The organism is Cupriavidus sp. C2SS-8b (assembly GCF_057073745.1).
In genome coordinates this window covers 904,104-929,347 of record NZ_CP172717.1, presented here as the reverse complement: position 1 = coordinate 929,347, position 25,244 = coordinate 904,104, and the positions used below count along the sequence as shown (strand labels likewise).

The window sequence follows — 25,244 nt, the reverse complement described above, 5'->3', positions numbered from 1 at the left end:
GTCCCTGTGTGTGGTTGGGGGCTGCCGACGCATGCCGGCGGGATGACACTACCTTAGCACGATCGAGCGCGCGGGTCGTGGCCGCAATCCTTTCGTTACTCGCGCACCGTAGCATCGCGGCTTCCGTTGAATCCGTGAGGAACGCCATGTCGATGAAGCCACTGAATGCCTTGAAGGCCGGACTGTTTTTCGCCGGTCACGCCACCTGTGCCCTTGCGGCCGCTGCGCCGTGCGGTGCGCCGTCCACCTTCATCGCCGACGTGCGGGCGGCATCGGCCACTTCCCCGCTGGCGGGCAAGCTGGTGGAGATCGAGGCGGTGGTCACGGCCGACTACAGTGGTCCCGATGGGTTCATGGGCTTCTTTGTCCAGCAGGCCGACGCGCAGCGACAGCATCGGGCGGGCGTATCCGAGGGCCTGTTCGTCTACGCGCCGCGCTACGCTGCGCGCGCCGGCGACCAGTTGCGGCTGGCCGGCACCGTGGAGGAGCGCTACGGACAAACCCAGCTGGCCTTGTCGGGCCTGCCATCGGTCTGCGCTTCCGGGCGCTCGGTCACGCCGGCCACTCTCGCCCTGCCCTTCTCCAACGACATGTCACCGAGGGCGCTCGAGGGGATGCTGGTCACCGTGCCGCAAACGCTGACCGTCAACGACACGCATGACCTGGGCCGCTATGGCAGCCTGCTGCTCGGACACGGGCGCCTGCACATTCCCACCGCGATCGCCGCGCCGCGTGAAGGTGCCGCGCAGCTTGCGGCAGACAACGCGCTGAACCGGCTGGTGCTCGACGATGGGTCCAGCCAGCAGAACCCCGCGATCGTTCCTTACCCCGCACCGGCACTGAGCACCGCAAACCCGGTGCGTGCCGGCGACACCGTGACCGCCCTGCGCGGCGTGCTGGAGAAGCGCTACGGCAACTGGCGCTTGCAGCCTGTGCCCGGTGCGGCGCCGATCCGGTTCACTGCCGCCAATCCACGCCAGCCCGCCCCCATACGAGCCGCCGGCACCGACGCGCGCGTGGCCGCGTTCAACGTGCTCAACTACTTCAACGGCAATGGCCAGGGCGGCGGCTTCGATGCGCCCGACAACCGTGGCGCGCGCAACGCCGCCGACTTCGCGCGACAGGAAGCCAAGCTGCTTGCGGCACTGCGCGCGCTCGACGCAGACGTGATCGGCCTGATTGAGGTGGAGAACAACGGCTTTGGTCCGCGCAGCGCCGTGCAGCGCCTTGCGTCCCAACTAGGACCGGACTGGCGCGCCGTCGAGCCCGGCACGCCAAGGCTTGGCCTGGATGCTATCTCGGTCGCGCTGCTCTATAACCAGCGCACCGTGATGCCGCTTGGCACGCCTGCGACCACAGTGCTGGAAGCACGCAGCCGGCAACCGCTCGCGCAGACATTCGCGCCAGTCGGCAATCCCTCGCAGTCGTTCACCGTCGTGGTCAACCACCTCAAGTCCAAGAGCTGCGCGGATGCCGAGGGACCCGAGCGCGACCAGGCCGACGGCCAGGGCTGCTGGAACGCGGCCCGCTCGCGTGCGGCCCGGACGCTGGCCGACTGGCTCAAGAGCTCGCCAACCGGCGTCGCTGCCGCGGGCACGCTGGTGATCGGCGACCTCAACAGCTACGCCCGGGAAGAGCCGATCCGACTGCTGGCAGAAGAGGGATACGAAGACATGGTGGCAAGGCTGGCCGGACGCGACGCCTACACCTATGTATTCGAGGGCCAGGCGGGCTACCTCGACTACGCGCTGGCCGACGCTGCCCTTGCCCGGCGCGTCCGGAGCATCAGCATCTGGCATGTCAATGCCGACGAACCCGCTGCCTTTGCCTATGCGCAGGCGTATCGCAGCGCTGCCCAGCAGCAGCGCTACTACGCGCCGGATGCCTGGCGTGCTTCGGATCACGACCCCGTGCTGGTGGACCTGTCCTGGCGCGCGTCCGCGCCGGACACCGCACCCGCCCAGGGCGCAGGCGGCAACGCCGTGGCCGAGCCCGAAGGCGGCGGCGGCAGTGTCGGCGCCGTCGCGCTGCTGGCGATCTTGCTCGCCGCCAGTACGGCGCTCGTCATACCGGCGCTGCGCCGCCGGTCGATGTGAGAGCCGATCGCCTTCAAAATACCAAGAGAAAACCCCAATACAACTTCACAAAAATATAATCCAATAATCAATCGAGCCGCATCACAGCGTTATATTTCTATCCGCGCAATACGTGTCGCCGATTCGTGGTGGAGTCGGACACGCGCCTCAGCCCGCACGCCCAGCCTGCGGGCTTTTTTTTGCGTAGCGGTTCATTCCGAACACGCGTCAATCGCATTTTCCACAACATCTCTGAATAAATACATTCACATAAATATCTGGATGTTCTTTTTCTCTTGACTTGCATGATATATCACATATTGTGTATCCCTATGCGGAGCGCCAAGGCGCTCTGGCACAAGAGAACATGACAATTTTGTCATCTGGCGATAAGCACGCGATTTTTGGAGAGGTACAACCAGACATTTATTCAACCATTTGCCGGAAACCAGATCGGTCGATCTGAAAAATCCATTTTGATCCATTTTCGGCAGCCGGAATATATACCGGAGAGCCAGGGTATTTTACGTCCTGAAAATGCAGAAATACCCAAACCGATAAGCCGATGGAACAGGAGACATGAATATGACAGCGACCCGCGCCAGACCCCCAGAAATCCGCCTGCCGACGCAGGCCTGCGCCATTGAACCGGCTGAATCAACCGATACAAGGAGCGCGCAATGAATCATCCGTCGGAAGCAACCCTCCGCCCGCAGCAGGGTTCCGAACGCACGCGCTGGATGCAGCTGTTCGTCGGCGTCGTCTGCATGATCGCCACGGCGAACATCCAGTACGCGTGGACGCTGTTTGTCCCGGAGATCCAGGAGACCTATGGCTGGTCCCGCGCCAGCATCCAGATTGCCTTTACGGTGTTCGTGCTGGTCCAGACCTGGCTCGCGCCGATCGAAGGCTACTTCATCGACAAGTTCGGCCCGCGCATGATGGTCGCGTTCGGCGCGATCTTCATCGGCACGGCGTGGGTCATCAACTCACAGGCCACCACGCTGATGGGGTTCTACATCGGCGCGGCCGTCGGCGGTCTTGGCGTGGGTTCGATCTACGCGACCTGCATCAACAATGCGCTCAAGTGGTTCCCGGATCGTCGCGGCCTCGCCGTGGGCCTGACAGCAGGCGGCTATGGCGCGGGCTCCGCGGCAACGATTCTCCCGATCGCGGCGATGATCGAGTCGTCCGGCTTCCAGCCCACCTTCCTGTTCTTCGGCATCCTGCAAGGATCGCTCGCCTTTGTCGCGGCATGGTTCCTGCGCTCGCCCAAGGCCAATGAAGTCAGGGCGTCGCAGAAGCTGGTCCAGGCCACGCGCGACTACACGCTCAAGGAAGCCATGAGCACGAAACTGTTCTGGCTGATGCTGGTGATGTTCGTGCTGGTCGTCACCGGCGGCATGATGGCCGTCGCGCAACTCGGCGTCATCGCCAAGGACCTTGGCGTGAAGGAGTTCAAGGTTGACCTGCATTTCTTCGTGATGGCCGCACTGCCGCTCGCGCTGATGCTGGACCGCATCATGAACGGCATTTCGCGTCCGCTGTTCGGCTGGGTCTCCGACAATATCGGCCGCGAGAAGACCATGGTCATCGCGTTCACGCTGGAGGGCCTGGGCATCATCGCGCTCGGGTACTTCGGCAGCAATCCGTATGCGTTCCTGATCCTGTCCGGCGTGGTGTTCCTGGCCTGGGGCGAGGTGTATTCGCTGTTCTCGGCGCTGGCCGGCGATGCGTTCGGCACCAAGCACATCGGCAAGATCTACGGCGTGCTCTACACGGCCAAGGGCATCGGCGCGCTGTTTGTCCCGATCGGCAACCTGCTGATGGAGGCCACCGGCACGTGGTCAACCGTGCTTTACACGGTCGCCGCCATGGACCTTACCGCCGCGTGCCTGGCCATGATGGTCCTGCGCCCGGTCCTGGCGGCGCATGTGGCCACGGCAAGGAGTCTTCATTCAAAGGAGATGGCCGCGACGGGTGCGCAGGTTCCGGCGTGACACGCGCGGCATCGGCATCGCAATGAAAGAGCGGGCTTCTTCGGAAGCCCGCTCTTTGGTCTGGACCGGCTTGTTCCCCGCCCTTCGGCTGTCACGACTTGACTTCGTGGCGCGCCAGCCCTTTCACCAGGTACAGCACCACCAGCAGATTCGCCACGGCCAGGCTTGCATGGATCCAGCTCGGATGCACCAACGCTTCGTAGAGTTCCAGAGGCAGGTAGATGCCGCCGGAAAACACGCCCAGCCAGTTGCCCCAGGCCAGCCGGTGCCACAGTCCCCACGCTTCGGCAAAGCGCATCAGCGCGTACACCGCAGCCGAGCCGCCGATGGCCCACAGGCGCGCATCGCTCGGGTGCGACAGCAAGGCCAGGAAAATCGTCGGGTAGCGGCTGGCCGGGTTGACGTGCAGCCGCATGATGATCGACTCGGCCAGCGCCTGCGCATCACGGTGGAGAAACGCTACCAGCCCCAGGCCGGCCACGATGACCAGCGCGCCTTTGGCCGCTTCGAACAGCGCAATGGTCCTGAGGCCGAATATGTCCTGCTTCGCCATGACGTGGCTCCGGGGTGGGGTGTGATCCGAGGCCCATATTGTGCAATACGGGCCGCCCCGGACACCACTGCCCTGGCCATGCGCGCGCGTCAGCGTGCGTACTCGCGCTCCTGCATCGGGCCATCCGCTTCAATGCCGCCGTTCGCTTCCAGCGGGCCATCGACGGAAATGGGCCCGTCGACATTGAGGTCGCCCTTGATCACGAGGTTGCCATGCACGGTCAGCGGCCCGTTGAAGACCTTGAGGTAGCCCGCTGCATAGGGCAGCCCCCGGGCTGTGGCGGGGCCGGAGAAAAATGCGGCGGACAGCGGGCCGCGCGCATGCACCCGTCCCGCGACGATCAGCGTGCCGTGCACAGTCACCGGCCCGCGCACATGCGCCGATCCGCCCACGGTGATCGATCCGGTTTCCTGCGGCTGGGCCCGCAACGCCATGGCTGAGCACAAGGCCAGCGCCGCCGCCAGTGCCAGGCTCACAGCGCGTACCTGTGCGGCATGCATCGGAAGATGTGGGGTTTTCATTTGGCCTTTTCGCGTCACCACGTCATCACGTCACGCCGCTCCGCAGACCACCAGCCAGCCGCGCAACGGAGCCGGCAATGTGATCCCCGCGGACTGCGGCCGGCCGCGGCCGACCAGGAGGGTAATTTCAACTTAGTGCGGATCCTGGCGCGGCGCAAGGCGCATGGCGCCTGGTCAACGCGAGGCTTCGAGCTTTGCCTTGAGCCGCCTCACGGCTTCCGCCGATTCCGCCTCGATGCGTGGGCGCAGCATCAGGCGGTTGAGCAGGACGAACAGCAAGGTGGGCGACTGGTAGCTGAATTCCCGCTCGAAGCGCGTGCTTTCCTCGCTCGGCGTGAGTGAAGGCGTGAGGGCCGGGGTCAGCGTATAGGCCACCGAGCCGGCCTTGCGTCCCGCGATCTCGCCTTCGATCCGCCAGGTTCGGGGCGGCTCGCTCTTCGTCACGGTCCACACCACCACGCCGCTGCGTCCCGCCACCACGAAGGTCTCGGTCACGCGCTCGCCGGGGCGCAGCGAGTGATCGGTGGCACCCGCCACGCCCAGCGAAGACGGGTGCCATGCCGGCCAGTTTCCGGGCGTGGACACGTAGTCGAACACCGCCGCCGGCGGCCGGGCAATGACCACCTCATTGCGGATGCGCGTGGTGTCGGCCCAAGGCAGCGGCACGAACAAAGCGGCGGCGCCTGTGGCTACTGCAATCAAAATCCAGAACAGCGTCTTGTGTCGTCGCATGGAGGCGTGAGGCGCACGCACGTTCGGTGGCGTGGCGCATTGCTTTCAGTGTAGTGAACCGATTGCATCGCGCCACCCCGCCGCCTCCAGGACGACCGCCGCTGTCAGGGCGTGGAAGCCACCGCTTCCGATGCCGGAACGGGCCCCCACCCTCCGCCGAGGCTGCGCACCAGCGCCACCGTCGCCGCGGCCCGCAATCCGGCCACGGCGTTGGCGTCGCGTTGCGATTGCAGCACCGTGCGGTCGGCGTCGATGACGGTCAGGTAGTCCACCGCGCCTGCGTCATAACGGCTGCGCGAAATGCGCTGGGCCCGCCTTGCGCCAGCCAGTGCGCCGTCGAGCGCCGTGGATTGCTGGCTGAGCCAGCGGACATCGGCCAGGCTGTCTTCGACTTCGCGGAAGGCCACCAGCACGGTCTGGCGGTAGCGCGCGACGCTTTCCTCATGCCCGGCACGCGCGCCGGCCAGGTTCGCGCTGTTGCGGCCACCGTCAAACACCGTTTGCGCGATGGTCGAGCCCACGAGCGGTCCGAGTGCCCACGTGCGCGATGACCACTTGAACAGGTTCGACAGGTCCGCCGACTCGAAGCCGAACAGCGCCGTCAGCGAAATGCGCGGGAAGAACGCAGCCTTCGCGATGCCGATGCGGGCATTGGCCGCCGACATCTGCCGTTCCGCCGCCGCGATGTCGGGACGGCGTTCGAGCAGTTCCGACGGCAGGCCCGCGGGCACGGCCACCGGTGCGGCGTCGAACGGCTTCGCGGCCAGGCCGAACTGCGACGGCGATACGCCGGTCAGCACCGCCAGCGCATGCTCCTGGTTGGCGCGACGGCGCTCGATGCCGGCCAGGTCGGCGCGCGCCGTGCCAAGTTCGGCTTCGGCGCGGGCTGGGTCCAGGTCCGTCGTCTCGCCCGCCTGGTAGCGTTTGCGCAGCAACGACAGCGCATCTTCACGCAATTGGATCGTAGCGTTGAGCAGTTCGCGTTCGCTGTCGAGTGTACGAAGCGCGAAATACGCTTGCGCCGTATCGGCCTGCAGCGCGAGCTGCACCGAGCGATACAGATCCTCGGCGCCCCGCTCTTCGGCGCGCGCCGCGTTGACGCTGCTGGCCACCCGGCCAAACAGGTCCAGCTCGTAGCTGGCGAATGCGCGGGCCTTGAGCACGGTCTGCGGTGCGACGCGGGTGCCGTCCGGCAGCCCCTGCGACGCCGCCGAGGGTTGGGCGCGGGTCGGGTCCAGACCGACGCTCAGTTGCGGATACAGGTCCGCTTCCGTGGCGCCGGTGAACGCGCGCGCCTGCTTGAGACGCGCCGCCGCGGCAGCGAGATCCTGATTGTAGGTGTTGGCCGCGTCGATCAGCCGGTCGAGTTCGGCATCGCCGAAAATCTTCCACCAGTCGCCGCGATGCTGGCCTTCGGCCGGCGCCGCGGTCTTCCATTGCGCGCCTTCGGCGGCCGCGGCATCGGCCTCCTTGAAGGTCGCGGCGGTGGGCGTTTCCGGCACCTTGTAGGTCGGCGCCAGCGAGCAGCCCGCCAGCACCAGCGCTGCGGCCAGTGTGGCCAGCCTCGGCAGGTATTGCGTCATCACGTTCTTCATATTGATCACCATCACTCTGCGGACGGCATGGCGTGCGAGGCCGATGCATGGTTGGCCAGGGCCTCGCGGCGCTGCTTGCGCGTCGCCAGCAAGCGTAGCGCCACATAGAACACCGGCGTCAGGAACAGGCCGAAGAAGGTCACCCCGAGCATGCCGGCGAACACCGCCACGCCCATCGCATGGCGCATCTCCGCCCCGGCGCCGGTCGACACCACCAGCGGCACCACACCCATGATGAACGCGAACGAGGTCATCAGGATCGGGCGCAGGCGCAGGCGGCTGGCTTCGATCGCGGCCTGCACCACGGTGCGGCCGTGGTGCTCCAGCTCCCGGGCGAATTCCACGATCAGGATCGCGTTCTTCGCCGACAAGCCGACCAGCACGATGAAGCCGATCTGCGTGAAGATGTTGTTGTCCCCACGCGTCAGCCACACGCCCGTCATGGCGGCCAGCAGGCTCATCGGCACGATAAGGATCACCGCCAGCGGCAGCGTCAGGCTTTCATACTGGGCGGCCAGCACCAGGAACACCAGAAGCACGCACAGCGGGAAGATCCACACGCCCGCGTTGCCGGCCAGGATGTCCTGGTAGGTCAGCTCGGTCCACTCGAAGCCGATGCCCTTCGGCAGCGTTTCGGCGGCAATCCGCTCCGCCGCGGCCTGCGCCTGGCCCGACGAGAAGCCCGGGGCCGGGCCACCGTTCATGTCGGCCGCGGTAAAGCCGTTGTAGCGGCTCACGCTGTCCGGGCCAAAGCCCTGCTTCACCTTCACCAGCGACGACAGCGGCACCATCTCGCCACTGGCGCTGCGCGCCTTGAGCTGCAGGATGTCCTCGGCATGCTGGCGGAACTGCGCATCCGCCTGCACCTTGACCTGGTACGTGCGGCCGAACTTGTTGAAGTCGTTCACGTAGGCCGAGCCGAGATAGGTCTGCAGCGTCTCGAACACGTCGGTGACCGGCACGCCGAGCTGCTTGGCCTTGGTGCGGTCGAGCTGCACGTCCAGCTGCGGCACGTTGACCTGGTAGTTGCTGAAGATGCCGGCCAGTTCAGGCGTGGCGCGCGCTTTGCCCATGAAGGCATTGGTGGCCTCGAACAACGCGTCATAGCCCAGTGCGGCGCGGTCCTCGATCATCATCTTGAAGCCGCCGATCGTGCCCAGCCCCTGCACCGGCGGCGGCGGGAACACGGCGATAAACGCATCCTGGATCGAGCCGTACTGCTTGTTCAGGTCCGCGGCGATCGCGCCGCCGGACAGCGCCTTGCCCTTGCGCTTCTCGAACGGGTCCAGCGTGACAAAGACGATGCCGGCGCTCGGGCTGTTGGTGAAGCCGTTGATCGACAGGCCCGGGAACGCCACCGCCGATTCCACGCCCGGATGCTTGAGCGCGATGTCCGACATGCGGCGGATCACATCCTCGGTCCGGTCCAGCGTGGCGCCATCCGGCAGCTTGGCAAAGCTCACCAGGTACTGCTTGTCCTGCGCCGGCACGAAGCCCTTCGGCACCATCTGGAACACGCCCCAGGTGGCCACCAGCATTACCGCATACACGCCGAAGACCGAGCCCTTGCGGCGGATCACGCCCTTCACGCCGCGGCCATAGCTGTCGGAGCTGCGGCCGAAGAAGCGGTTGAAGCGCGCGAAGAAGCCGCCGAGCACCTTGTCCATGCCGCGCGTGAGCCAGTCCTTGGGCGCGTCGTGGCCCCTCAGCAGCAGGGCGGACAGCGCCGGCGACAGCGTCAGCGAGTTGAAGGCCGAGATGATCGTCGAGATCGAGATCGTCAGCGCGAACTGCTTATAGAACTGGCCGGTCAGGCCGGTCATGAAGGCCAGCGGCACGAACACGGCGATCAGCGTCAGCGCGATGGCGATGATCGGGCCGCTGACTTCGCGCATGGCCTTGTAGGTGGCTTCCTTCGGCGTGAGCCCTTCCTCGATGTTCCGCTCGACGTTCTCCACCACCACGATGGCATCATCAACCACGATACCGATCGCCAGCACCAACCCGAACAGGCTCAGCGCGTTGATCGAGAAGCCGAACGCATGCATCAGGCCGAACGTGCCGACGATCGACACCGGCACCGCCAGCAGCGGGATGATCGATGCGCGCCACGTCTGCAGGAACAGGATCACCACCAGCACCACGAGCAGGATGGCCTCGAACAGCGTATGGACCACGGCCTCGATGCTGTGGCGCACGAACTGCGTCGGGTCATAGACGATGCTGTAGTCCACGCCTTCCGGCATGTTCTGCTTCAGCTCTTCCATGGTCTTGCGTACATCGTTCGAGATCTGGATCGCGTTCGAACCGGGAGCCTGGAAGATCGGGATCGCGACCGCGGACTTGTTGTCCAGCAGCGAACGCAGCGCGTATTCCGAGGCGCCGAGTTCGATGCGCGCGATGTCCTTCAGGTACGTCACTACGCCGTCGGGCGAGGTCTTGACGATGATGTCGCCAAACTCCTCCACGGTCTGCAGGCGGCCCTGCGCGTTCACCGACAGTTGCAGGTCGGTGCCCGGCAGCGTCGGAGACTGGCCGATCACGCCGGCCGCCACCTGCACGTTCTGTTCGCGAATGGCCTTGACCACGTCAGATGCCGACAAGTTGCGCTCGGCGATCTTCTCCGGGTTCAGCCAGACGCGCATCGAATAGTCGCCCGAGCCAAACATCTGCACCTGGCCCACGCCCTGGATCCGCGCGAGGCGGTCCTTCACGTTGATCAGCGCGTAGTTGCGCAGGTAGGTCATGTCGTAGCGGTCGTTCGGCGAGACCAGGTGGACCACCATGGTCAGGTCCGGCGAACTCTTGACCGTGGTGATGCCCAGGCGGCGCACGTCTTCCGGCAGGCGCGGCTCGGCCTGCGACACGCGGTTCTGCACGAGCTGCTGCGCCTTGTCCGGGTCGGTGCCCAGCTTGAAGGTCACGGTCAGCGTGAGCGAGCCGTCGCTGTTGGCCTGCGAGTTCATATACAGCATGTCCTCGACGCCGTTGATCTGCTCTTCGAGCGGCGTGGCCACGGTCTCGGCGATCACCTTCGGGTTGGCGCCCGGGAACTGCGCGCGCACCACGACCGAGGGCGGCACCACTTCCGGGTACTCCGAAATCGGCAGCTTGAACATCGAGATGGCGCCGATCAGGAAGATCAGCACCGACAACACGCCCGCGAAAATCGGGCGGTCGATAAAGAATTTCGAGAGATTCATCTTGGTCTCTGAAAAAAGCGCTCCCCCTGGCGGCCCGCTTGTGGCGGGCACCATCAACAGCTTGGGGGACGATACAAATTAGGGCGCTGGTAGTGCGGACTCAGGTGGCTGCCATTTACGACAGCATCAAACATCGCTCAGGCCGGCCCCCTCTCCCCTCAGCGGGAGAGGGAAGGAAACCATTGGCTTGCATGCCTCAGCTCACAGGCTTCAAGTCTGCTTCGCCTTTCCCGCTCGCAGCCTGCTTGCGATCGGGCGCGGAAGCCCGCGGCTCCAGCTCGCTGCGGAATGCCATCGACACCGGCTTCGGCGCCACCGTATCGCCGGGGCGCACACGCTGCAGGCCGTTCACGACGACGCTCTCGCCAGGCTTCAGGCCCTTGCGGATCACGCGCAGCCCTTCATAGGTCGGTCCAAGGTCCACTTCGCGATAGGCCAGCTTGTTGGCCTGGTCCACCACCAGCACGAATTTCTTGCCCTGGTCGGTGCCGATCGCGCGGTCGTTGATCAGCACGGCATCGTGCGGGGCGCCGCCACCCAGCTTGACCTTCGCATACAGGCCCGGCAGCAGGCGGCCATCGGCGTTGTCGAACACGGCGCGCACGCGGATGGTGCCGCTGCGCGTATCGAGCCGGTTGTCGACCGAATGGATCTTGCCCTCATGGGGATTGCCGTCCTCGTTGGCCAGGCCCAGGAATACCGGCAGCCCGTCCTTGCCGCCGCCGGCCCCCGGCGCGGTGTAGCGCAGGTAGCTTTGCTCGTCCACTTCGAAGCTCGCATACACCGGCGAGACCGACACCACCGTCGTCAGCGGCGGCGACGCAGTGCCGGCCGCCACGAGGTTGCCGACCGTGATTTCCGCGCGCGATACCTTGCCCGTGACCGGCGCCACGATGCGCGTATAGCTCAGGTTCAGCCTCGCCACTTCCAGCGCCGCCAGCGCGCCGCGCACGTCGGCCGAGGTTTCGCTGGCCGCGTTGATGCGCTCGTCGAACTCGCGCCGCGAGATCGCGTTGTCGTCGAGCAGGCGCTGGGCGCGGGCCTTTTCCGTCTGCGCGTGCGAAGCGCGCACCTGGGCCGCGGCGACCGCGGCTTCGGCCTTGGCCACTTCAGCGGCATAAGGACGCGGGTCGATGGTAAACAGCGGGTCGCCCTTCTTCACGATCGAGCCTTCGCGGAAATGCACGGTTTCGATGGTGCCCGAGACGCGCGGACGAATCTCCACGCGGTCAACCGCTTCGATGCGGCCGGAGAACTCATCCCATTCGGTGATGGTCTTGCCGACCACGCTGGCCACTTCGATGGTCGGGGCCGGCGGCGGCGTATTGGCATGCGCCTCGCCGCCATGCCACGGCCGCAGCATGGAGGTGGCGACGCCGGCGCCGAGGACGATCACGATCGCTATCGCGATCCACGTGCGTCGATTCTGGATACTCATTTTTCTTCACTCCTGTTGCGGGTTTTCTTCAACTGGGAAAGCAAAAGCGCGAACGCCGCCCACCGGGCCGCAAGATTGCGGTCCGGAGCTTGTCGGACAGATCAGCAAGTCTGTTTGCCGGATGCCGCGCAGTTTGTGCTGGCGGCATCAGTACCGGCTGGCGGTGTTACCCGGAAGGCCTCAGCCGGGAGGCTCGTTCCGGGTCCGGCTTTCGCGCCGGGATGAGGTGTCGTCGGCCGCGGCCAGACATCGCCGCAGGAACCGCGCACCTTCGTCGACCCACGACTGACAATCCTCGTGGGACTCTTCTACCCCGTCGCCACAGGCGCCGGGCATGATCATGGCCTCGGCCGGTACGCCGGCCTTGGCAAGGCGCCCCGCGAAGGCTTCGCCTTCAGCGCGCAGCGCGTCCACTTCGGCCACCTGCACCAGCGTGCGCGGCAGCCCTGCCAGGCGCGAGGCCAGCGCCGGCGCGGCATACGGATGCACGCTGGCGGCCGGCGTCGGCAGGTATTCGCGATAGTTGCAGGCCAGCCGCTGCAGGGTTTCCAGCGGCACCTGCCCGCCAGCCGTGCATGACGCGTGCTGCAGGCACGGGTCCGTCACGGGGCGGATCAACCATTGCCCCCGCGGCTGCGCGGCGCATCGGTCGCGCAGCATCTGCGACAGCGCGATCGCCAGGTTGCCGCCGGCTTCCTCGCCGACCAGCGCGAAGCGGGTCTTGTCCACCTTCAGCCGGCGCGCGTAGCGCAGCACCCATTCCACGGTGCTGAACGCGTCTTCGGGCGCGGCCGGGAACGGATGATCGGGCGCCAGCGAATACGCCGGCGTCACCACCACCGCGGGCACCGACGCCGCCAGCGACTGCACCAGCTGCCGGGTCTTCTCCAGGCCGCCGTCCACAAACCCGCCCGCGTGCAGGTACACCAGCCACGGCAGCAACGCGCTGCCTTCCGTAGCCAGCCCCGGATAGCCCGGGGGGTAGCAGACGCACACCGAGATCTCGCGCTCGCCGCTGGCGATCCTGTGTTCCACGACGCGCGCCGACCCGTTGCCTTGAGCCGGCGGGGCGGCGGGTGAACGTTGGCTGGGCGACTGGGACATGGGCACCTTGGCGGGCGTGCCGAAATCCATTGGCACGCCTATCATGTGTTGCGATGGAATGGATTATGGTGATTGACGCCGATGGGATAAAGCGAGAGATTGCCAACGCACTGTTCCGCGTTTGGAATAATCGGCCCGCTGAGACCCCACGCATGACAAGGTCTTGGAAAATGTGATTCACTGCCGCTCTCGCGGTTGCTCCCCTGTCGGGCGCAGCCGGCCAGCGCCCCAGTCGCAGGCGCCGGGCAGCCAGTCACACCGCCTGACGCGCCTATCCCCGGCTGCCAGCCCGCATAGCATCAGTCAGGTCGCCCCGTTCGGCGAGCCCTCAGCAAACATCGGTCGGAAGCACATCATGGATCGTCTCGTCTCAATGCAGGCCTTCACCCGGGTGGTCGACATGGGCAGCTTCGCGCGTGCCGCCGATTCGCTCGACCTGCCCAAGGCCACCCTCACCCGCCTGATCCAGAACCTGGAGACCCATCTGGGGGTCAAGCTGCTGCACCGGACCACGCGGCGCATCAGCGTGACCAGCGACGGCGCAGCGTACTACGAGCGCTGCGTGCGCATCCTGGCCGATGTGGAAGAGGCCGAGCAGTCGCTGACGCGCCATAACAAATCCCCCAAGGGCACGCTGTCGGTCGACACCACCGCCGCGCTGGCGCGGCTCGCGCTGATCCCGAACCTGCAGGAGTTCTTCACGAGCTACCCGGAACTGAAGCTGGACCTGACCATCAACGGCAAGCCGATCGACCTGCTGCAGGAAGGCGTCGACGTGGTGCTGCGCGTGGGCGCGGTGGACGAATCGATGGTGGCGCGCCGTGTCGGCCAGCTCAAGCTGGCGTTCTACGCATCGCCGATCTACCTGAACCGCTTCGGCACCCCGCACGAACTCGCCGACCTGGCCCAGCACAAGGCCGTGAACCACCTGTCCAACCGCACCGGACGCGAATGGCCATGGCAGCTCGCGCGCGGCGGGGAAAGCACCGAGATCCTGCTGCCCTCCGCGATCTCGACCAATGACGGCGAGATCTATGTCGAATGCGCGGTGGCCGGCCACGGGCTGGCCTGCCTGTCGCGCGTCATGGCGGAGCCCTACGTGGACAGCGGCCGACTCGTGGAGGTCATGGCCGACTGGCAGACCGAGGAACTGCCGATCTCCGCGATGTACCCCCAGAACCGCCACCTGTCGGCCAAGGTGCGGGTCTTCGTCAACTGGGTTGCGGACATCTTCGCGCGGCATCCGCATTTCGGCGCCGCGCCGCAGCCCAGCCCAGTCTCGCAGCTGGCCGCATAGGACCGTCCGATAAGCCGCTCAACGAGCGCCCGTGGGCAGGCGTCGCATCCTATACTGTTTCTTCCGCAATAACGTCAAAGGGAGGGTTCCGATGAAACGCGCACTTTTCGGCCTGGCGGCCACGGCAGCGGTAGCGATGACGCTGGCGGGCTGCGCCGGTACGGGGATGACGAGCAGTGCCGGCGGTACCGGCGGTGCCAGGGCCACCGCGGCGCTCACGCCGAAGAGCGGCACCAGCACCGGCGGCACGGTCACCTTCACGCAGCAGTCCGGCGGCGTGATGATGGTGGCGTCGGTCACCGGCCTGCCGCCCAACACCACGCATGGCTTCCACGTGCACGAAAAGGGCGACTGCTCGGCGCCCGACGCAATGAGCGCCGGTGGGCATTTCAATCCGGCTGGCAAGCAGCACGGGCAGATGACCATGCCGGACCACCATGCCGGCGACATGAACAACCTGACGGCCGACGCGAACGGCAATGCGCGCGCAAGTTTCCTGCTGCCTGACCTGACCGTGGGCGCCGGCCCGAACAGCGTCATCGGCCGCGCCGTGGTCGTGCACAAGGACCCGGACGACTACAAGACGCAGCCGACCGGAAATGCGGGCGGACGCATTGCTTGTGGGGTGGTGGCGGCGTCCTGAGCCTGGACGACCCGCTGCATGGGCCGGCGCATCGCTGATGCCGCCATCGCGCCGGCCGCCCGCTTTGGCCTTACCATAGCGGGCCGTTCCCGATTCCCTGTCATGCCCCGCCCGCTCCGCCACCTCCTGCTTTGCCTCGCTGCCTGCGGCCTCTCGCTTGCCGGCAACGCGTACGCCACCGACATCGACTGCGATCCGGCAGCGGCCCCCCAAAACCAGATGCCATCGCACCGCCTGATCTGCGAATCCGCGCTGTTTTCCATGGGTTATCAACGCATCTATGCCGATCAGCAGCGCATGCTCAAGGCGGGGCAAGTGAGCGAAACGGATATCACCGCATTCCGTGCGAAGCGCGATGGCTGCAAGTCGGCCGCGTGCCTGGACACGGTGTTCCGCGAATGGAAGGCCAACGCGGCCAACGCCAGCCGCAAACCCTGACGTGCGTTCAGGCCTCGCTGAAGGCGCGAGCCGGCATGGCGGCCTGCGCCTCGGCATCGCGCTCGAAGCGCAGCCGCGGCAGGTGCTCGGGGAACTCTCGCTGCATGAAGTCGATCAGCGCTTCGCGGATGCGGCAGCGCAGGTCCCACGCCAGCCCCGACGACGCCGCGGTGCACAGCACGCGAAGCTGCATGGTGCGCTCGGTGGCATCGGTGACGACCAGGTTGAAGAAGCGCTGGTCCCACTCCGGCGCGGCGTGCACGACGCGCTCCAGTTCCTGGCGCAGCGGTGCCAGCGGCATGCCGTAGTCGACGTGGAAAAAGACCGAGCCCATGATCTGCGCGCTGTTGCGTGTCCAGTTCTGGAATGGCTTCTCGATGAAGTACTGCAGCGGGACGATCAAACGTCGCTCATCCCACAGCCGCATCACGACGTACGTCCCGGTGATTTCTTCTACGCGGCCCCACTCGCCTTCGACGATCAGCACATCATCGAGCCGGATCGGCTGCGTCAGCGCGAGTTGCAGCCCCGCGATCATATTGCTGAACACGGGCTTGGCCGCGAAGCCAGCGATCAGCCCGACCACGCCGGCTGAAGCAAGCAGACTGGCCCCGACCTGCCTCGCCCCAGGAAAGGTCATCAGCAGCATGGCCGCACCCATGACGATGGCAAGCGTCATCGCAATGCGCGACAGCACGCGCGTCTGCGTATGGATGCGCCGCGCCCCCATGTTGTCCACGACATCGACCGGGTGCCGATCCATCACGCCCTGCGCGAAGCCGGCAATGATGCGGACCACCAGCCATGTCGTCGCCGCAATCATCAACAGGCCATTGAGATGGCGCACGGAGTCGATCCAGCGCAGTTCGTCCGGCGCCGCCTGCCACACGGTCTGCAAGGCCAGCAACGGCAGCACGACGATCGACGGCGCGCGCGCTTTCCTGACGATCGCATGCAGCACCGGCGCCGGGCGGGTCAGGCGCAACAGCAGCAGTCCGCCCAGGCGATGCACGATCAGCGCGACGAACACAGCGGCCACGGCGGCTGCCCATGTGCCAAACCAGGGGTGTGCGAGGAGGAATCCAATATCCATCGGTCATCCTTGAACAGGCTGGGAAATGCGCGGAGAAATGCGCGGGAAAATGCGCGAAGAAGCGTCCCGAACGCTGTTCGGGAAGGCTGGCGGCCGCCAGCCTGGCGCTAGGAGCGAATACCGAACAAGCCCTGCCAGAACGACTCAAACGCGCCTGGTTGACGATCGCTTCGCCTGGCGTCTTCCGCCTGTGGCGCCGCGGAGGCCGGTTCCTCCGGAGCCATCTCCGGCTCGTCAGCGTCAGCGGCCTGCGCATGCGCGCGGCGCGACTCCTGCAAGGCCCATACGCTGTCCGCGATACGCGCGGCAAGGTCGGCCTCGCAATCCTGGCCAAGCAGCACGCCGAACAGGACATCGCGGTTGTGGCCAGCGCCGGCAAAGCGCATGGCCATCGCGACCATCTTCTCGTAATGCTCCTGCGCGATACGCTGGGCTTCGCGCTGCGCCGCCCGCTCCTGCGCTTCCTGCTCCGCGTGCTCGGCCTGCCAGCGGCGCATCTCCTGCGCGAACACGTCGTCGTAGACGCGCCGTTGCTCCGCGTCGGAAAGGATGGCGTAGGCGTCGCGGAGTTCCTGGAAGGCCGCATGCGCCTCGGCCTCGCGGCCAGGATTGCGGTCAGGGTGCCACTTCATGGCGCCACGGCGGTAGGCGCGCTTGATCTCGTCCAGGGTAGCGTCCGATTCGACGCCGAGGGTTGCGTACAGGGTGGTCATTGGCCGAGGGGGCAGCGGCTGCGGAAGGGTTCATCCTAGCATGCGATTTCGTGGATACCCCGCGCCACAAGGGCGCATCCACACCGATGCAGCGACTAAACTGCCTCAGGCGCTACTTCGCGTCATGGCGGCGCATCCAAAGAGACGCCAATCCCGCCAATATTGACGGTTATTACAATATTAGACATACTGTTTAACTCCAATCTGCGCAGCGCCACACGCCCTGCCGCTCCATCCCCGCTACCCGCTGAACGGACCCTCCCATGACCACACTGGATCTCCCCACCTACGCCGACGTCGAGGCCGCAGCCAAACGGCTGGAAGGCGTCGCGCATCGCACGCCGGTCAATACCTCGCGCACGCTCGATGAGCGGCTCGGCGCCGAGGTCTTCATCAAGTGCGAGAACTTCCAGCGCATGGGCGCTTTCAAGTTCCGCGGCGCCTACAACGCCCTGTCGAAATTCAGCCCGGAACAGCGCCGCGCGGGCGTGGTCGCGTTTTCGTCGGGGAACCATGCGCAGGGCATCGCGCTGTCGGCCCGCTTGCTGGGCATTCCCGCGACGATCGTGATGCCGCACGATGCGCCCGCGGCCAAGGTGGCGGCCACCCGGGGCTACGGCGCCAACGTCGTTAGCTACGACCGCTACACCGAAGACCGCGAGGCCATCGGGCGCCGCCTGGCCGGCGAGCACGGCTTCACGCTGATTCCCCCCTATGACCATCCGGACGTCCTGGCCGGACAAGGCACCGCGGCACGCGAACTGTTCGAGGAAGTCGGCGCGCTGGACGCCCTTTTCTGCCCGCTGGGCGGCGGTGGCCTGCTGTCCGGCACGGCGCTGACGACGCGCGCGCTGGCCCCGCAATGCAAGCTCTATGGCGTGGAGCCCGAAGCGGGCAATGATGGCCAGCAATCGTTCGGCAGGGGTTCGATCGTGCATATCGACACGCCGAAGACGATTGCCGATGGCGCGCAGACCCAGCACCTGGGCGAGTACACCTTCGCCATTATCAAGCGCGACGTCGACGATATCCTGACGGCGACCGATGCCCAGCTGGTCGAGGTGATGAAGTTCTATGCGTCGCGCATGAAGATGATCGTCGAGCCCACGGGCTGCCTGGGCCTGGCCGCGGCCTTGCAGCAGACGGATGCGCTCAAGGGCAAGCGGGTAGGCATCCTGATCAGCGGCGGCAATATCGATCTCGAGCGTTTCTGCGAACTGGTGTCCGCGTAAGCGCTGCAGGCCGGTGCGATCCGGCCTGCCGTCATGGACTGGCGAGCGCCAGTCCGGTTGCCCTGGGGTCAGGCCTTGTCGGAGGCGCCCCGGCTTGCCGCGGCGGCAAGATTGCTGCGCGCCACGTCGGTCATCTGCTTCGAGATGGCCTGGGCCGATCGATAGGTGTTGCCGGCGGCGTCAACCGTCGACTGCAGCAGCGCGGAGATCGCTTCCGATCCGGCCGGTGCGTTCTTCACGAAGGTGTCGACGAAGGCCTGCAGGTTGCGGTGATTCTGTTCGTATTGCTCTTCCACCGCGCGGGCCAGTTCGGCCTGCGCCTGCGTGGCGATCTCGCAAACCTGGCGCGCATAGGTGATGGCCTTCTCGGCCGCCGGCTGAGCCACGCCGCTCTGCACCGCAAGCACGTCCCTCAGGTCTTTGCCGGCCAGCACAGCCTTCAGGTTCTCCTGGCCTTCGGTCAGCGCGGTTCTGGCTGTCTGCAGGTTCAGTTCGGTGAGTTTCTGGAAACCGTCGATGGTCGACTTGGACATCATGGCCAGGTTGGCCAGGTTGGACTTGTGGAGTGCCGCAAACTGATCGGACGTGAAGGCGGACATGCGTGGTTCTCCTTTAGAGCGACCGGCCAGAAAGGCGCCATGTGCCGCCATGGCGTTCTGACCGAAGTTGATTTTCCTCGACCACGGCGCGTCGGTCAGAGGCGCGCCGCATCGAGGAGGAAGAGATTAGAGGAATCTCTCTAAGTTGATCCCTAGGTAGTTACCCAGTGTCGCTCGATTTTGATGGCGTTTTGTGCCCTATACGCCATGTATCAAACATTTTCTTACGATAATTTGTGCGATGCGAGATGCGGGCGTCGCTCGGTCGCCACAGGGGAAAACCCTCTGACCCTGCATTGAGCTGCTGCAACTGCGTAACGGAGGGCAACACGGGCGGTCGCGCTACTGCCGGACCTCAGATTTGGTCGAGCAGGCTGCGCACGACATCGGCGAGCCGGCCGGCCCGCTGACGGCCGTTGGCATCAAGGTCCATCGCGCAACCGCTGGCCAGCGCCTTGAGTCCGAACAGCGCATCGCCGACGTCGCGCCAGCCCGGATAGTCGGCATGCACGCGCTCCAGCGCGGCCGCGCCGGCAGCCACCCTGGCCGGCACCGGCTGCCTGCCGGCGGCGAGTTCGTCGAGGGAGTCGGCGGCATCCTGCAAGCCCTTGCGGTTCATCTGCGTCCCCAGAAAATGGCGTGTCGTAGCCGCTGCGGTGGCGGCTGCCGCGGTCGTGGCCGCAGCAGCGACTGTAGCAGGCCGCGCGACACCACGGTCATTCGCTGGAGGCGTCAGCGCGTTAGGCGCCGACCGACCGTCGTCCCGCTTACCAATATCCCAGGATCTTCCACCAGACCCCACCCACCACGGCAAAGACAATCAGTTCGAGCACGCACATCACCGCGCCGACCCGCCACCACTGCCCCAATGTCGTATAGCCGCTGCCGAAGATGATCGGCGAGGTGCCGGTGGCGTAGTGGGTCAACGTCATCATGATCGCGGAGCCCGCCGCCATCATCAGCATGAACGGCGGGACATACTCGGGTGGGATCAGGTGCGCGCCGACGGTAAGGAAGGCCAGCATCATCGCGCTGATGTGTGCGGTCGTACTCGCGAACAGGTAGTGCGAAAACACGAACGCCAGCACCAGCACCGCGGCAGTCGGCAGCCAGCCCACGCCACTGGCGACGATGGCATCGCGCATATTGTTCGAGAACCAGGTAATGACGCCAAGCTTGTTGAGCTGCTCGGCGAGCATCACCAGGGCGCCGAACCAGATCAGGGTGTCCCAGGCGCTCTTTTCCGACAGCACGTCATCCCAGTCGAGCGTGCCGGTGATGATCAGCGCGAACAAGCCGAGAAAGGCGACCACGGTCGGATCGAGCGTGAAGGCCGGGCCAAAGATCATCGCCGGCACGTTGGCCCACAGCACCAGCATCACGGCGAAGACCCCCATCATGACCCGCTCTTTGCCGCTTAGCGGACCCATGCGGGCGAGTTCGCCCCTTGCATAGGCGATCGCATTGGGCGTTGCCTTCAGCTCCGGCGGGCACAGCAGGAAGATGACGAGCGGCATCAGCAACAGGCAGAGCAAGCCGGGCACCAGCATGCACAGCGCCCAGGTGGTCCAGCTCAGGTGCAGCGACTGACCGGTGGCCTTGGCCACGTAGTCGACGACGAGCGGGTTCGGCGCGGTGGCGGTAACGAACATGGCCGATGTGATCGGGTTGGCGTGGTAGTTGACCAGTGCCAGATAGGTGCCGACCTTGCCCTGCGTCCCCTTGGCGGGATCGGAGTCGAACGCGCCGGCGATCGAGCGCATGATCGGATGCACAATGCCGCCGCCGCGCGCCGTGTTGCTCGGCGTGAAGGGCGCCAGCACCAGCTCGCAGATCGCCAGGCCATAGCCGATGCCAATGGTGCGCTTGCCCAGCAGTTCGATGAACATCAGGCCGATGCGGTTGCCCAGGCCGGTTTTCTTCAGTCCGCGCGAGATCAGGATCGCCACGACGATCAGCCAGATCAGCGGATTCGAGAAACTGCTGAGCGCATCGGCGATGGCCCCCTTGGACGAGCCCGAGGTCACCTGCGCGAGCGACACGATCACGATGGCCATCATCGCCATGACGCCGATCGGCATCACCTTCAGAATGATGGCGACAATGGTGGTCAGGAAGATGGCCACGAGATCCCAGGCGTTGGCCTTCAGGCCCGCGGGCGGCGGTATCAGCAGCAGCGTGACCAGCACGACCGTACTGATGATGGCCGGCGTCAGCCGGAATGGCACCACCGACATGAAGTAGCGGTACGTCGCCACGATCTTTGCGAGCATCTGAATTTCCTCGAACAGGGCGCGCGGAATCCATTCAGCCGAAGTCCCGCGCCAATCGACGCGCATCGCGCGCGCCCCGCGGCATTGCATGGTGCCCAAGCAGGGGAATCGTGACCGATGTGATTTGTCAGCAGAAGTGAATCTTTTCGATCGGAAGATGAAAAGATTGCGAGCGGCATTCACCGGCGGCCGCTGCATCAGGTCGATGCCCCGGCCTCAGTGCCAGTGCGCCCTACCGCAGGCCAAACGTGAATGGCAACAGCAGGGCATTCACCAGGAGCAGGCCATACGTGATCTTCATGACCGGGGGCATCCGCCCGCGCGCCGCTTCGCCGCCAGCCTGCGGCGGGGCCCGCCTGCGCATCCATACCAGGCCGGCTCCCAGGCCAAGGACGGCAAGACCGGAGAGCAGGCTTTCCACCAGAAGGGGCGCCGGCCGGCGCGTGTTGCGATGCGGGGGTGTCACCAGGGAAATCGGCACTGCGGAGACGTTGGCGTCGGGGAAGATCTTAAGTGTGGTTATCGAGGAGGCCTTGTGCGCTGTCGATACGGGATGGGTGCCACGCGCCCTGTGTGCCAACGGCGCATCGGGAGCGATGGAGGTCTCGGCAACGGAGGGTGCCACGACAGCCGCGGGCGCCGCAACGGGCGCGGTGGCCAGTGTATCGCGCGATGCGGCCTTCGCTGGCGCGGGGAGCGGCCGCGAAGCCGGCTCATGTCTTGCACCGCCCTGCGTTTGCGCGGCACCCTGCCGCGCCATGGCTGGCTTGCCCGGCGACTTCGGCATGGCATCGCGCTGGCGCCAGAACTGATGGAAGACACCATCCAGGCATCGCACCGAATCGCACGCATCGCGCCGGGCGCGCCATGCCGCAAGGTCGGCCGCCTGGATCGTGCCCTTCTGCAGCATCCTCTGCTGTTCCGCATAGATGCGCTCGTAGCGCTGCGACAGCATGGTGTACTCGCAGATCAGGTGGCCCTTGCGAACGCGCTGGGCGGGATGCGTTTCGCATCCCACGCCCGCACCGTAGGGCTCCTCGCAACGCGCCCCCGGCCCGCCGACCGGGGCGTTGCACGGGATATCGGACGCACGCGCGCCTTGCGCTGCGAACAAGCCCAGCAGCCCTGCCAGAACCTGGACCAGGCGCCCATTGCGTCTCACCATCGTCAGCCCTCAAAGCAGCGATGCGGACTTTTAACCGTAGTCGATGGTTTGTGGGCGCTCCAAGCTCCCATTGCAGCTTGCGTGCGGTAGGCCACTTGTCGTGCAAGGCCGACGACAGATGTGGATCATCTGCCTCGTGCCCGACCGCGACGTTCCGCCTGTAGCCAATCGGGCCAGCCCTGGCCCTTCGCTCACTGGTCAGCCCTTGCGCCCGAGCGCCTGACGATCTCCGCCCACTTCTTGCCTTCGGCTGCGTTGTACTGGGCAAAATCCCGCGGTGAAGAGCCGACTGGCTCCGCGCCCATGTCGGCATACTGCTGCCGCACGTCGGGGCGCTTCAGCGCGGCGGCGACATGCGTAGCCAGCTTTTCGACGATAGGCGCCGGCGTGCCGCGCGGTGCCCACAGGCGCAACGCGGGTGTCGACGAAGGCGACAGTGCCCAGGTGCTCGGCATCGGCGAGACGCTGGGCCGCACGCTGCTGACCCTGCCGCTGGGCTTCTGTGCCTATGTGCTGGGGCCGCTCGGCGAAGCCGTGCCGGAGCTGATGGCCTCCGGCACCGTGCTGCCGCTCGACCAATTTCCCGCAAGCGGACGCATCGACACCGGAGTCCATGATGGCCGCTTCGTCGACTATTACGGCCGGCGCGTCCACTACTACCGCGTGGCACCGCGCGATGCGGATCGCGCACGCTGGGTGATCCAGCGCTACGACGGCGCTGACGTGGACGTCGTCGATAGCCTCGACGCCTGCGTCGCGCTCGGCCGCCTGCCGGATGCCACGCCCGCAGCACAATGCGAGTTTTCCGTGCCGCCAGGGCAGATGAGCACCGTGCTGCGCCGGGCGCTCGCGCTCGGGCTCGCGGAAATGGTTGGCGCGGCCTCGGCGTCGCTGGACATGGCCATTGCCTACGCGCAGGAACGCCGGCAGTTCGGCCGCCTGATCGGCCAGTACCAGGCCATCAAGCATCCGCTTGCCAACGCCTGGGTAGCGCTCGACAACGGCCGGTATGCGATTCGCCAGCTGCTGGCCGAGGCGGCGGCTGGCGGCGCGACTGGAAGCGGCATCGAACAGACCGCGAACCGGCTGGTCACCTCGGCGGCGACGCAAGCGACCCGGCTGACCATCCAGGTCCACGGCGGCATCGGCTTCGCCTGGGAGCACGACGCCCACCTGTTCCTGAAGCGCGTCTACCGCATTGCCATGCGCACGCGCACGCTTGCGGCGATGCTGGGCGGCGCGGGCGCCAGGTGTTACGAACCCGCCAGTTACGAGCCCGCCTTGTAGTTCGTTTCCTTCACGATCTTCTTCCACCGCGCGGTATCGTCGGCAATGGTCCTGGCGAACTGTTCCGGCGTGCTGCCGACGGCTTCGTAGTCGATGGCAGCCAGTTTCTCTCGGATGTCGGGTTGCGCCACGATCCGGGTTACTTCCTTGCTCAGCCGCGCGACGATGTCCTTCGGGGTCTCCGCCGGGGCAAGCAGGCCGGCCCATGAGCCGAATGCCATGCCGCTGTAGCCGGCCTCCTGCATCGTCGGCACATCGGGCAGCGCGGGCGAACGCTTGTCGGACAGCACTGCCAGGGGGCGCAGCTTGCCGGCCTTGATCATGGCCATCGAATTGAACGGATCGATGGTCATGTCCACTTCTCCGGCCACCACGGCCTGCATCTGCGGGCCGGTGCCGCGATAAGACACGCTCACCACATCCGGCGTGCCGGCGCTCGCCTTGAAGCTCGCACCGATCAGCTCGATCATGCTGCTGCCCGCCGACAGGCTCAGCGGCCGGGTCTTGGACTTGGCCAGCGCGACGAATTCCTGCACCGACTTGGCCGGCACGGATGGATGCACCACCATCACGAAGCCGATATTGGAGATCAGCGAAATCGGCTCGAAGCTCTTGATCGGGTCATAGCTGGCCTTGTAGATCAGCGGGCTGAGCGTCTGCGCGCCAGCCGTGTTGAGCAGCAAGGTATAGCCGTCCGGCGCGGCGCGCGCGACGACGTCGGTGCCGATAATGCCGTTGGCCCCCGGCCGGTTCTCCACCACCACCGATTGCTTGAGCGCCTCGCCGAGCTTCTGCGAGATCAGGCGCGCCACCACGTCGGTGGCGCCGCCCGGGGCGAACGGCACCACCAGCCGGATCGGCTTGTTCGGATACGTATCGCTCCAGGCCAGTGCGGGCATTGCGCCCAGCACGGCAGCGCAAAGCATCAGGCGGCGACGGAAATTCGGCTTCATTAGGGTTGTCTCCAGTGCGGCGTTGACCTGGCCGGCCACCTTGGCCATTACCAGGTGATATTCATATTTATGAATTTATTTTTACCCAGCTGAAGTCTAGCGTCAATGTGGGTATCCACGGACGCGCGCCGCCCGATATGTCATCGCGGCGCAAACAGGGAGGAAGAATGTGTTGGAGATCGGCGTACAGCCGCTGGCGTGGAGATCGGCACGGCGACGCGGCAGTCTGCGCAGTTTCTCGTTTATTTTCAAACTGTTAGCGACTGATTGAACCGCTGGGACAGCAACTGGCACACCCCATGCGTATATGACCTCGAGCGCAACACCAGA

General features: G+C 65.9%; 22 protein-coding genes. 7 read left to right on the top strand and 15 right to left on the bottom strand.

Annotated features, from left to right (window positions below; all coding sequences use genetic code 11):
- Positions 1 to 152: 152 nt before the first annotated feature.
- Both ACIGJB_RS21195 and oxlT read left to right on the top strand, forming a co-directional pair.
- The gene (locus ACIGJB_RS21195; protein WP_483734748.1) at positions 153 to 2,096 is read left to right on the top strand and encodes an ExeM/NucH family extracellular endonuclease; all 1,944 of its coding nucleotides are present in this window, start codon (positions 153 to 155) and stop codon (positions 2,094 to 2,096) included.
- A gap of 659 nt (positions 2,097 to 2,755) precedes the next feature.
- The gene (gene oxlT, locus ACIGJB_RS21190; RefSeq protein WP_483734248.1) at positions 2,756 to 4,075 is read left to right on the top strand and encodes an oxalate/formate MFS antiporter; all 1,320 of its coding nucleotides are present in this window, start codon (positions 2,756 to 2,758) and stop codon (positions 4,073 to 4,075) included.
- A gap of 91 nt (positions 4,076 to 4,166) precedes the next feature.
- On the opposite strand, the gene ACIGJB_RS21185 is transcribed toward oxlT, so the two are convergent.
- The 7 genes from ACIGJB_RS21185 to ACIGJB_RS21155 all read right to left on the bottom strand — a co-directional run bounded on the left by ACIGJB_RS21185 (position 4,167) and on the right by ACIGJB_RS21155 (position 13,221).
- Positions 4,167 to 4,628: a DUF2127 domain-containing protein gene (locus tag ACIGJB_RS21185; protein ID WP_483734247.1), complete on the bottom strand. Its 462-nt coding sequence runs from the start codon at positions 4,626 to 4,628 to the stop codon at positions 4,167 to 4,169.
- Between the two features lie 89 nt (positions 4,629 to 4,717).
- On the bottom strand, positions 4,718 to 5,149 hold the full coding sequence (locus ACIGJB_RS21180; RefSeq protein ID WP_483734246.1) for a hypothetical protein: 432 nt from the start codon (positions 5,147 to 5,149) through the stop codon (positions 4,718 to 4,720).
- Between the two features lie 174 nt (positions 5,150 to 5,323).
- Positions 5,324 to 5,881: an SRPBCC family protein gene (locus ACIGJB_RS21175; protein WP_483734245.1), complete on the bottom strand. Its 558-nt coding sequence runs from the start codon at positions 5,879 to 5,881 to the stop codon at positions 5,324 to 5,326.
- Between the two features lie 104 nt (positions 5,882 to 5,985).
- Positions 5,986 to 7,476, bottom strand: a complete 1,491-nt coding sequence (locus ACIGJB_RS21170) for an efflux transporter outer membrane subunit (RefSeq protein ID WP_483734244.1) — start codon at positions 7,474 to 7,476, stop codon at positions 5,986 to 5,988.
- 11 nt (positions 7,477 to 7,487) lie between these two features.
- Positions 7,488 to 10,679 (bottom strand): efflux RND transporter permease subunit, encoded by a 3,192-nt coding sequence (locus ACIGJB_RS21165; protein WP_483734243.1) that lies wholly within the window; start codon positions 10,677 to 10,679, stop codon positions 7,488 to 7,490.
- Positions 10,680 to 10,875: 196 nt separating this feature from the next.
- Entirely contained in the window at positions 10,876 to 12,117 is a 1,242-nt protein-coding gene (locus ACIGJB_RS21160; protein ID WP_483734242.1) for an efflux RND transporter periplasmic adaptor subunit, read from the bottom strand.
- Positions 12,118 to 12,297: 180 nt separating this feature from the next.
- Positions 12,298 to 13,221: an alpha/beta hydrolase gene (locus ACIGJB_RS21155; RefSeq protein ID WP_483734747.1), complete on the bottom strand. Its 924-nt coding sequence runs from the start codon at positions 13,219 to 13,221 to the stop codon at positions 12,298 to 12,300.
- A gap of 355 nt (positions 13,222 to 13,576) precedes the next feature.
- On the opposite strand from ACIGJB_RS21155, the gene ACIGJB_RS21150 reads away from it, so the two are divergent.
- From ACIGJB_RS21150 to ACIGJB_RS21140, 3 genes are all read left to right on the top strand, one after another.
- The gene (locus ACIGJB_RS21150) at positions 13,577 to 14,518 is read left to right on the top strand and encodes a LysR family transcriptional regulator (protein ID WP_483734241.1); all 942 of its coding nucleotides are present in this window, start codon (positions 13,577 to 13,579) and stop codon (positions 14,516 to 14,518) included.
- Between the two features lie 91 nt (positions 14,519 to 14,609).
- Positions 14,610 to 15,161, top strand: a complete 552-nt coding sequence (locus ACIGJB_RS21145) for a superoxide dismutase family protein (RefSeq protein WP_483734240.1) — start codon at positions 14,610 to 14,612, stop codon at positions 15,159 to 15,161.
- An 18-nt stretch (positions 15,162 to 15,179) separates the two neighbouring features.
- A complete protein-coding gene (locus tag ACIGJB_RS21140; RefSeq protein WP_483734239.1) occupies positions 15,180 to 15,599 on the top strand; it encodes a hypothetical protein in 420 nt (139 codons plus the stop codon).
- 7 nt (positions 15,600 to 15,606) lie between these two features.
- On the opposite strand, the gene ACIGJB_RS21135 is transcribed toward ACIGJB_RS21140, so the two are convergent.
- Positions 15,607 to 16,692, bottom strand: a complete 1,086-nt coding sequence (locus ACIGJB_RS21135; protein ID WP_483734238.1) for a mechanosensitive ion channel family protein — start codon at positions 16,690 to 16,692, stop codon at positions 15,607 to 15,609.
- Positions 16,693 to 16,799: 107 nt separating this feature from the next.
- Complete coding sequence (locus ACIGJB_RS21130) at positions 16,800 to 17,405, bottom strand: J domain-containing protein (protein WP_483734237.1); 606 nt, start codon at positions 17,403 to 17,405, stop codon at positions 16,800 to 16,802.
- Between the two features lie 263 nt (positions 17,406 to 17,668).
- Between ACIGJB_RS21130 and ACIGJB_RS21125 the strand changes: the two genes are divergently transcribed.
- Positions 17,669 to 18,637: a threo-3-hydroxy-L-aspartate ammonia-lyase gene (locus tag ACIGJB_RS21125; RefSeq protein ID WP_483734236.1), complete on the top strand. Its 969-nt coding sequence runs from the start codon at positions 17,669 to 17,671 to the stop codon at positions 18,635 to 18,637.
- 68 nt (positions 18,638 to 18,705) lie between these two features.
- Here the strand turns inward: ACIGJB_RS21125 and phaP are convergent, their stop codons facing one another.
- The 5 genes from phaP to ACIGJB_RS21100 form a co-directional block, all read right to left on the bottom strand.
- On the bottom strand, positions 18,706 to 19,236 hold the full coding sequence (gene phaP / locus ACIGJB_RS21120) for a TIGR01841 family phasin (protein WP_483734235.1): 531 nt from the start codon (positions 19,234 to 19,236) through the stop codon (positions 18,706 to 18,708).
- A 355-nt stretch (positions 19,237 to 19,591) separates the two neighbouring features.
- A complete protein-coding gene (locus tag ACIGJB_RS21115) occupies positions 19,592 to 19,855 on the bottom strand; it encodes a hypothetical protein (RefSeq protein ID WP_483734234.1) in 264 nt (87 codons plus the stop codon).
- Positions 19,856 to 20,003: 148 nt separating this feature from the next.
- Positions 20,004 to 21,509 carry a DASS family sodium-coupled anion symporter gene (locus ACIGJB_RS21110; RefSeq protein WP_483734233.1) on the bottom strand — a complete coding sequence of 502 codons (1,506 nt, stop codon included), beginning with the start codon at positions 21,507 to 21,509 and terminating at the stop codon, positions 20,004 to 20,006.
- Positions 21,510 to 21,741: 232 nt separating this feature from the next.
- Positions 21,742 to 22,464 (bottom strand): GntR family transcriptional regulator, encoded by a 723-nt coding sequence (locus ACIGJB_RS21105; RefSeq protein WP_483734232.1) that lies wholly within the window; start codon positions 22,462 to 22,464, stop codon positions 21,742 to 21,744.
- A gap of 401 nt (positions 22,465 to 22,865) precedes the next feature.
- Positions 22,866 to 23,129 (bottom strand): tripartite tricarboxylate transporter substrate-binding protein, encoded by a 264-nt coding sequence (locus ACIGJB_RS21100; RefSeq protein ID WP_483734231.1) that lies wholly within the window; start codon positions 23,127 to 23,129, stop codon positions 22,866 to 22,868.
- On the opposite strand from ACIGJB_RS21100, the gene ACIGJB_RS21095 reads away from it, so the two are divergent.
- The gene (locus tag ACIGJB_RS21095; RefSeq protein ID WP_483734230.1) at positions 23,119 to 23,961 is read left to right on the top strand and encodes an acyl-CoA dehydrogenase family protein; all 843 of its coding nucleotides are present in this window, start codon (positions 23,119 to 23,121) and stop codon (positions 23,959 to 23,961) included. The genes ACIGJB_RS21100 and ACIGJB_RS21095 overlap by 11 nt on opposite strands.
- Here the strand turns inward: ACIGJB_RS21095 and ACIGJB_RS21090 are convergent.
- The gene (locus tag ACIGJB_RS21090) at positions 23,943 to 24,914 is read right to left on the bottom strand and encodes a Bug family tripartite tricarboxylate transporter substrate binding protein (protein WP_483734229.1); all 972 of its coding nucleotides are present in this window, start codon (positions 24,912 to 24,914) and stop codon (positions 23,943 to 23,945) included. The two genes, ACIGJB_RS21095 and ACIGJB_RS21090, sit on opposite strands and share 19 nt — an antisense overlap.
- Positions 24,915 to 25,244: the final 330 nt, after the last annotated feature.

Bases quoted from the DNA above. Each gene is read 5' to 3' on its own strand.
- ACIGJB_RS21195 (WP_483734748.1), top strand. From the start codon at position 153: ATGAAGCCACTGAATGCCTTGAAGGCCGGACTGTTTTTCGCCGGTCAC.
- oxlT (WP_483734248.1), top strand. From the start codon at position 2,756: ATGAATCATCCGTCGGAAGCAACCCTCCGCCCGCAGCAGGGTTCCGAA.
- ACIGJB_RS21185 (WP_483734247.1), bottom strand. From the start codon at position 4,628: ATGGCGAAGCAGGACATATTCGGCCTCAGGACCATTGCGCTGTTCGAA.
- ACIGJB_RS21180 (WP_483734246.1), bottom strand. From the start codon at position 5,149: ATGAAAACCCCACATCTTCCGATGCATGCCGCACAGGTACGCGCTGTG.
- ACIGJB_RS21175 (WP_483734245.1), bottom strand. From the start codon at position 5,881: ATGCGACGACACAAGACGCTGTTCTGGATTTTGATTGCAGTAGCCACA.
- ACIGJB_RS21170 (WP_483734244.1), bottom strand. From the start codon at position 7,476: ATGAAGAACGTGATGACGCAATACCTGCCGAGGCTGGCCACACTGGCC.
- ACIGJB_RS21165 (WP_483734243.1), bottom strand. From the start codon at position 10,679: ATGAATCTCTCGAAATTCTTTATCGACCGCCCGATTTTCGCGGGCGTG.
- ACIGJB_RS21160 (WP_483734242.1), bottom strand. From the start codon at position 12,117: ATGAGTATCCAGAATCGACGCACGTGGATCGCGATAGCGATCGTGATC.
- ACIGJB_RS21155 (WP_483734747.1), bottom strand. From the start codon at position 13,221: ATGTCCCAGTCGCCCAGCCAACGTTCACCCGCCGCCCCGCCGGCTCAA.
- ACIGJB_RS21150 (WP_483734241.1), top strand. From the start codon at position 13,577: ATGGATCGTCTCGTCTCAATGCAGGCCTTCACCCGGGTGGTCGACATG.
- ACIGJB_RS21145 (WP_483734240.1), top strand. From the start codon at position 14,610: ATGAAACGCGCACTTTTCGGCCTGGCGGCCACGGCAGCGGTAGCGATG.
- ACIGJB_RS21140 (WP_483734239.1), top strand. From the start codon at position 15,180: ATGGGCCGGCGCATCGCTGATGCCGCCATCGCGCCGGCCGCCCGCTTT.
- ACIGJB_RS21135 (WP_483734238.1), bottom strand. From the start codon at position 16,692: ATGGATATTGGATTCCTCCTCGCACACCCCTGGTTTGGCACATGGGCA.
- ACIGJB_RS21130 (WP_483734237.1), bottom strand. From the start codon at position 17,405: ATGACCACCCTGTACGCAACCCTCGGCGTCGAATCGGACGCTACCCTG.
- ACIGJB_RS21125 (WP_483734236.1), top strand. From the start codon at position 17,669: ATGACCACACTGGATCTCCCCACCTACGCCGACGTCGAGGCCGCAGCC.
- phaP (WP_483734235.1), bottom strand. From the start codon at position 19,236: ATGTCCGCCTTCACGTCCGATCAGTTTGCGGCACTCCACAAGTCCAAC.
- ACIGJB_RS21115 (WP_483734234.1), bottom strand. From the start codon at position 19,855: ATGAACCGCAAGGGCTTGCAGGATGCCGCCGACTCCCTCGACGAACTC.
- ACIGJB_RS21110 (WP_483734233.1), bottom strand. From the start codon at position 21,509: ATGCTCGCAAAGATCGTGGCGACGTACCGCTACTTCATGTCGGTGGTG.
- ACIGJB_RS21105 (WP_483734232.1), bottom strand. From the start codon at position 22,464: ATGCTGTCGCAGCGCTACGAGCGCATCTATGCGGAACAGCAGAGGATG.
- ACIGJB_RS21100 (WP_483734231.1), bottom strand. From the start codon at position 23,129: ATGCCGAGCACCTGGGCACTGTCGCCTTCGTCGACACCCGCGTTGCGC.
- ACIGJB_RS21090 (WP_483734229.1), bottom strand. From the start codon at position 24,914: ATGAAGCCGAATTTCCGTCGCCGCCTGATGCTTTGCGCTGCCGTGCTG.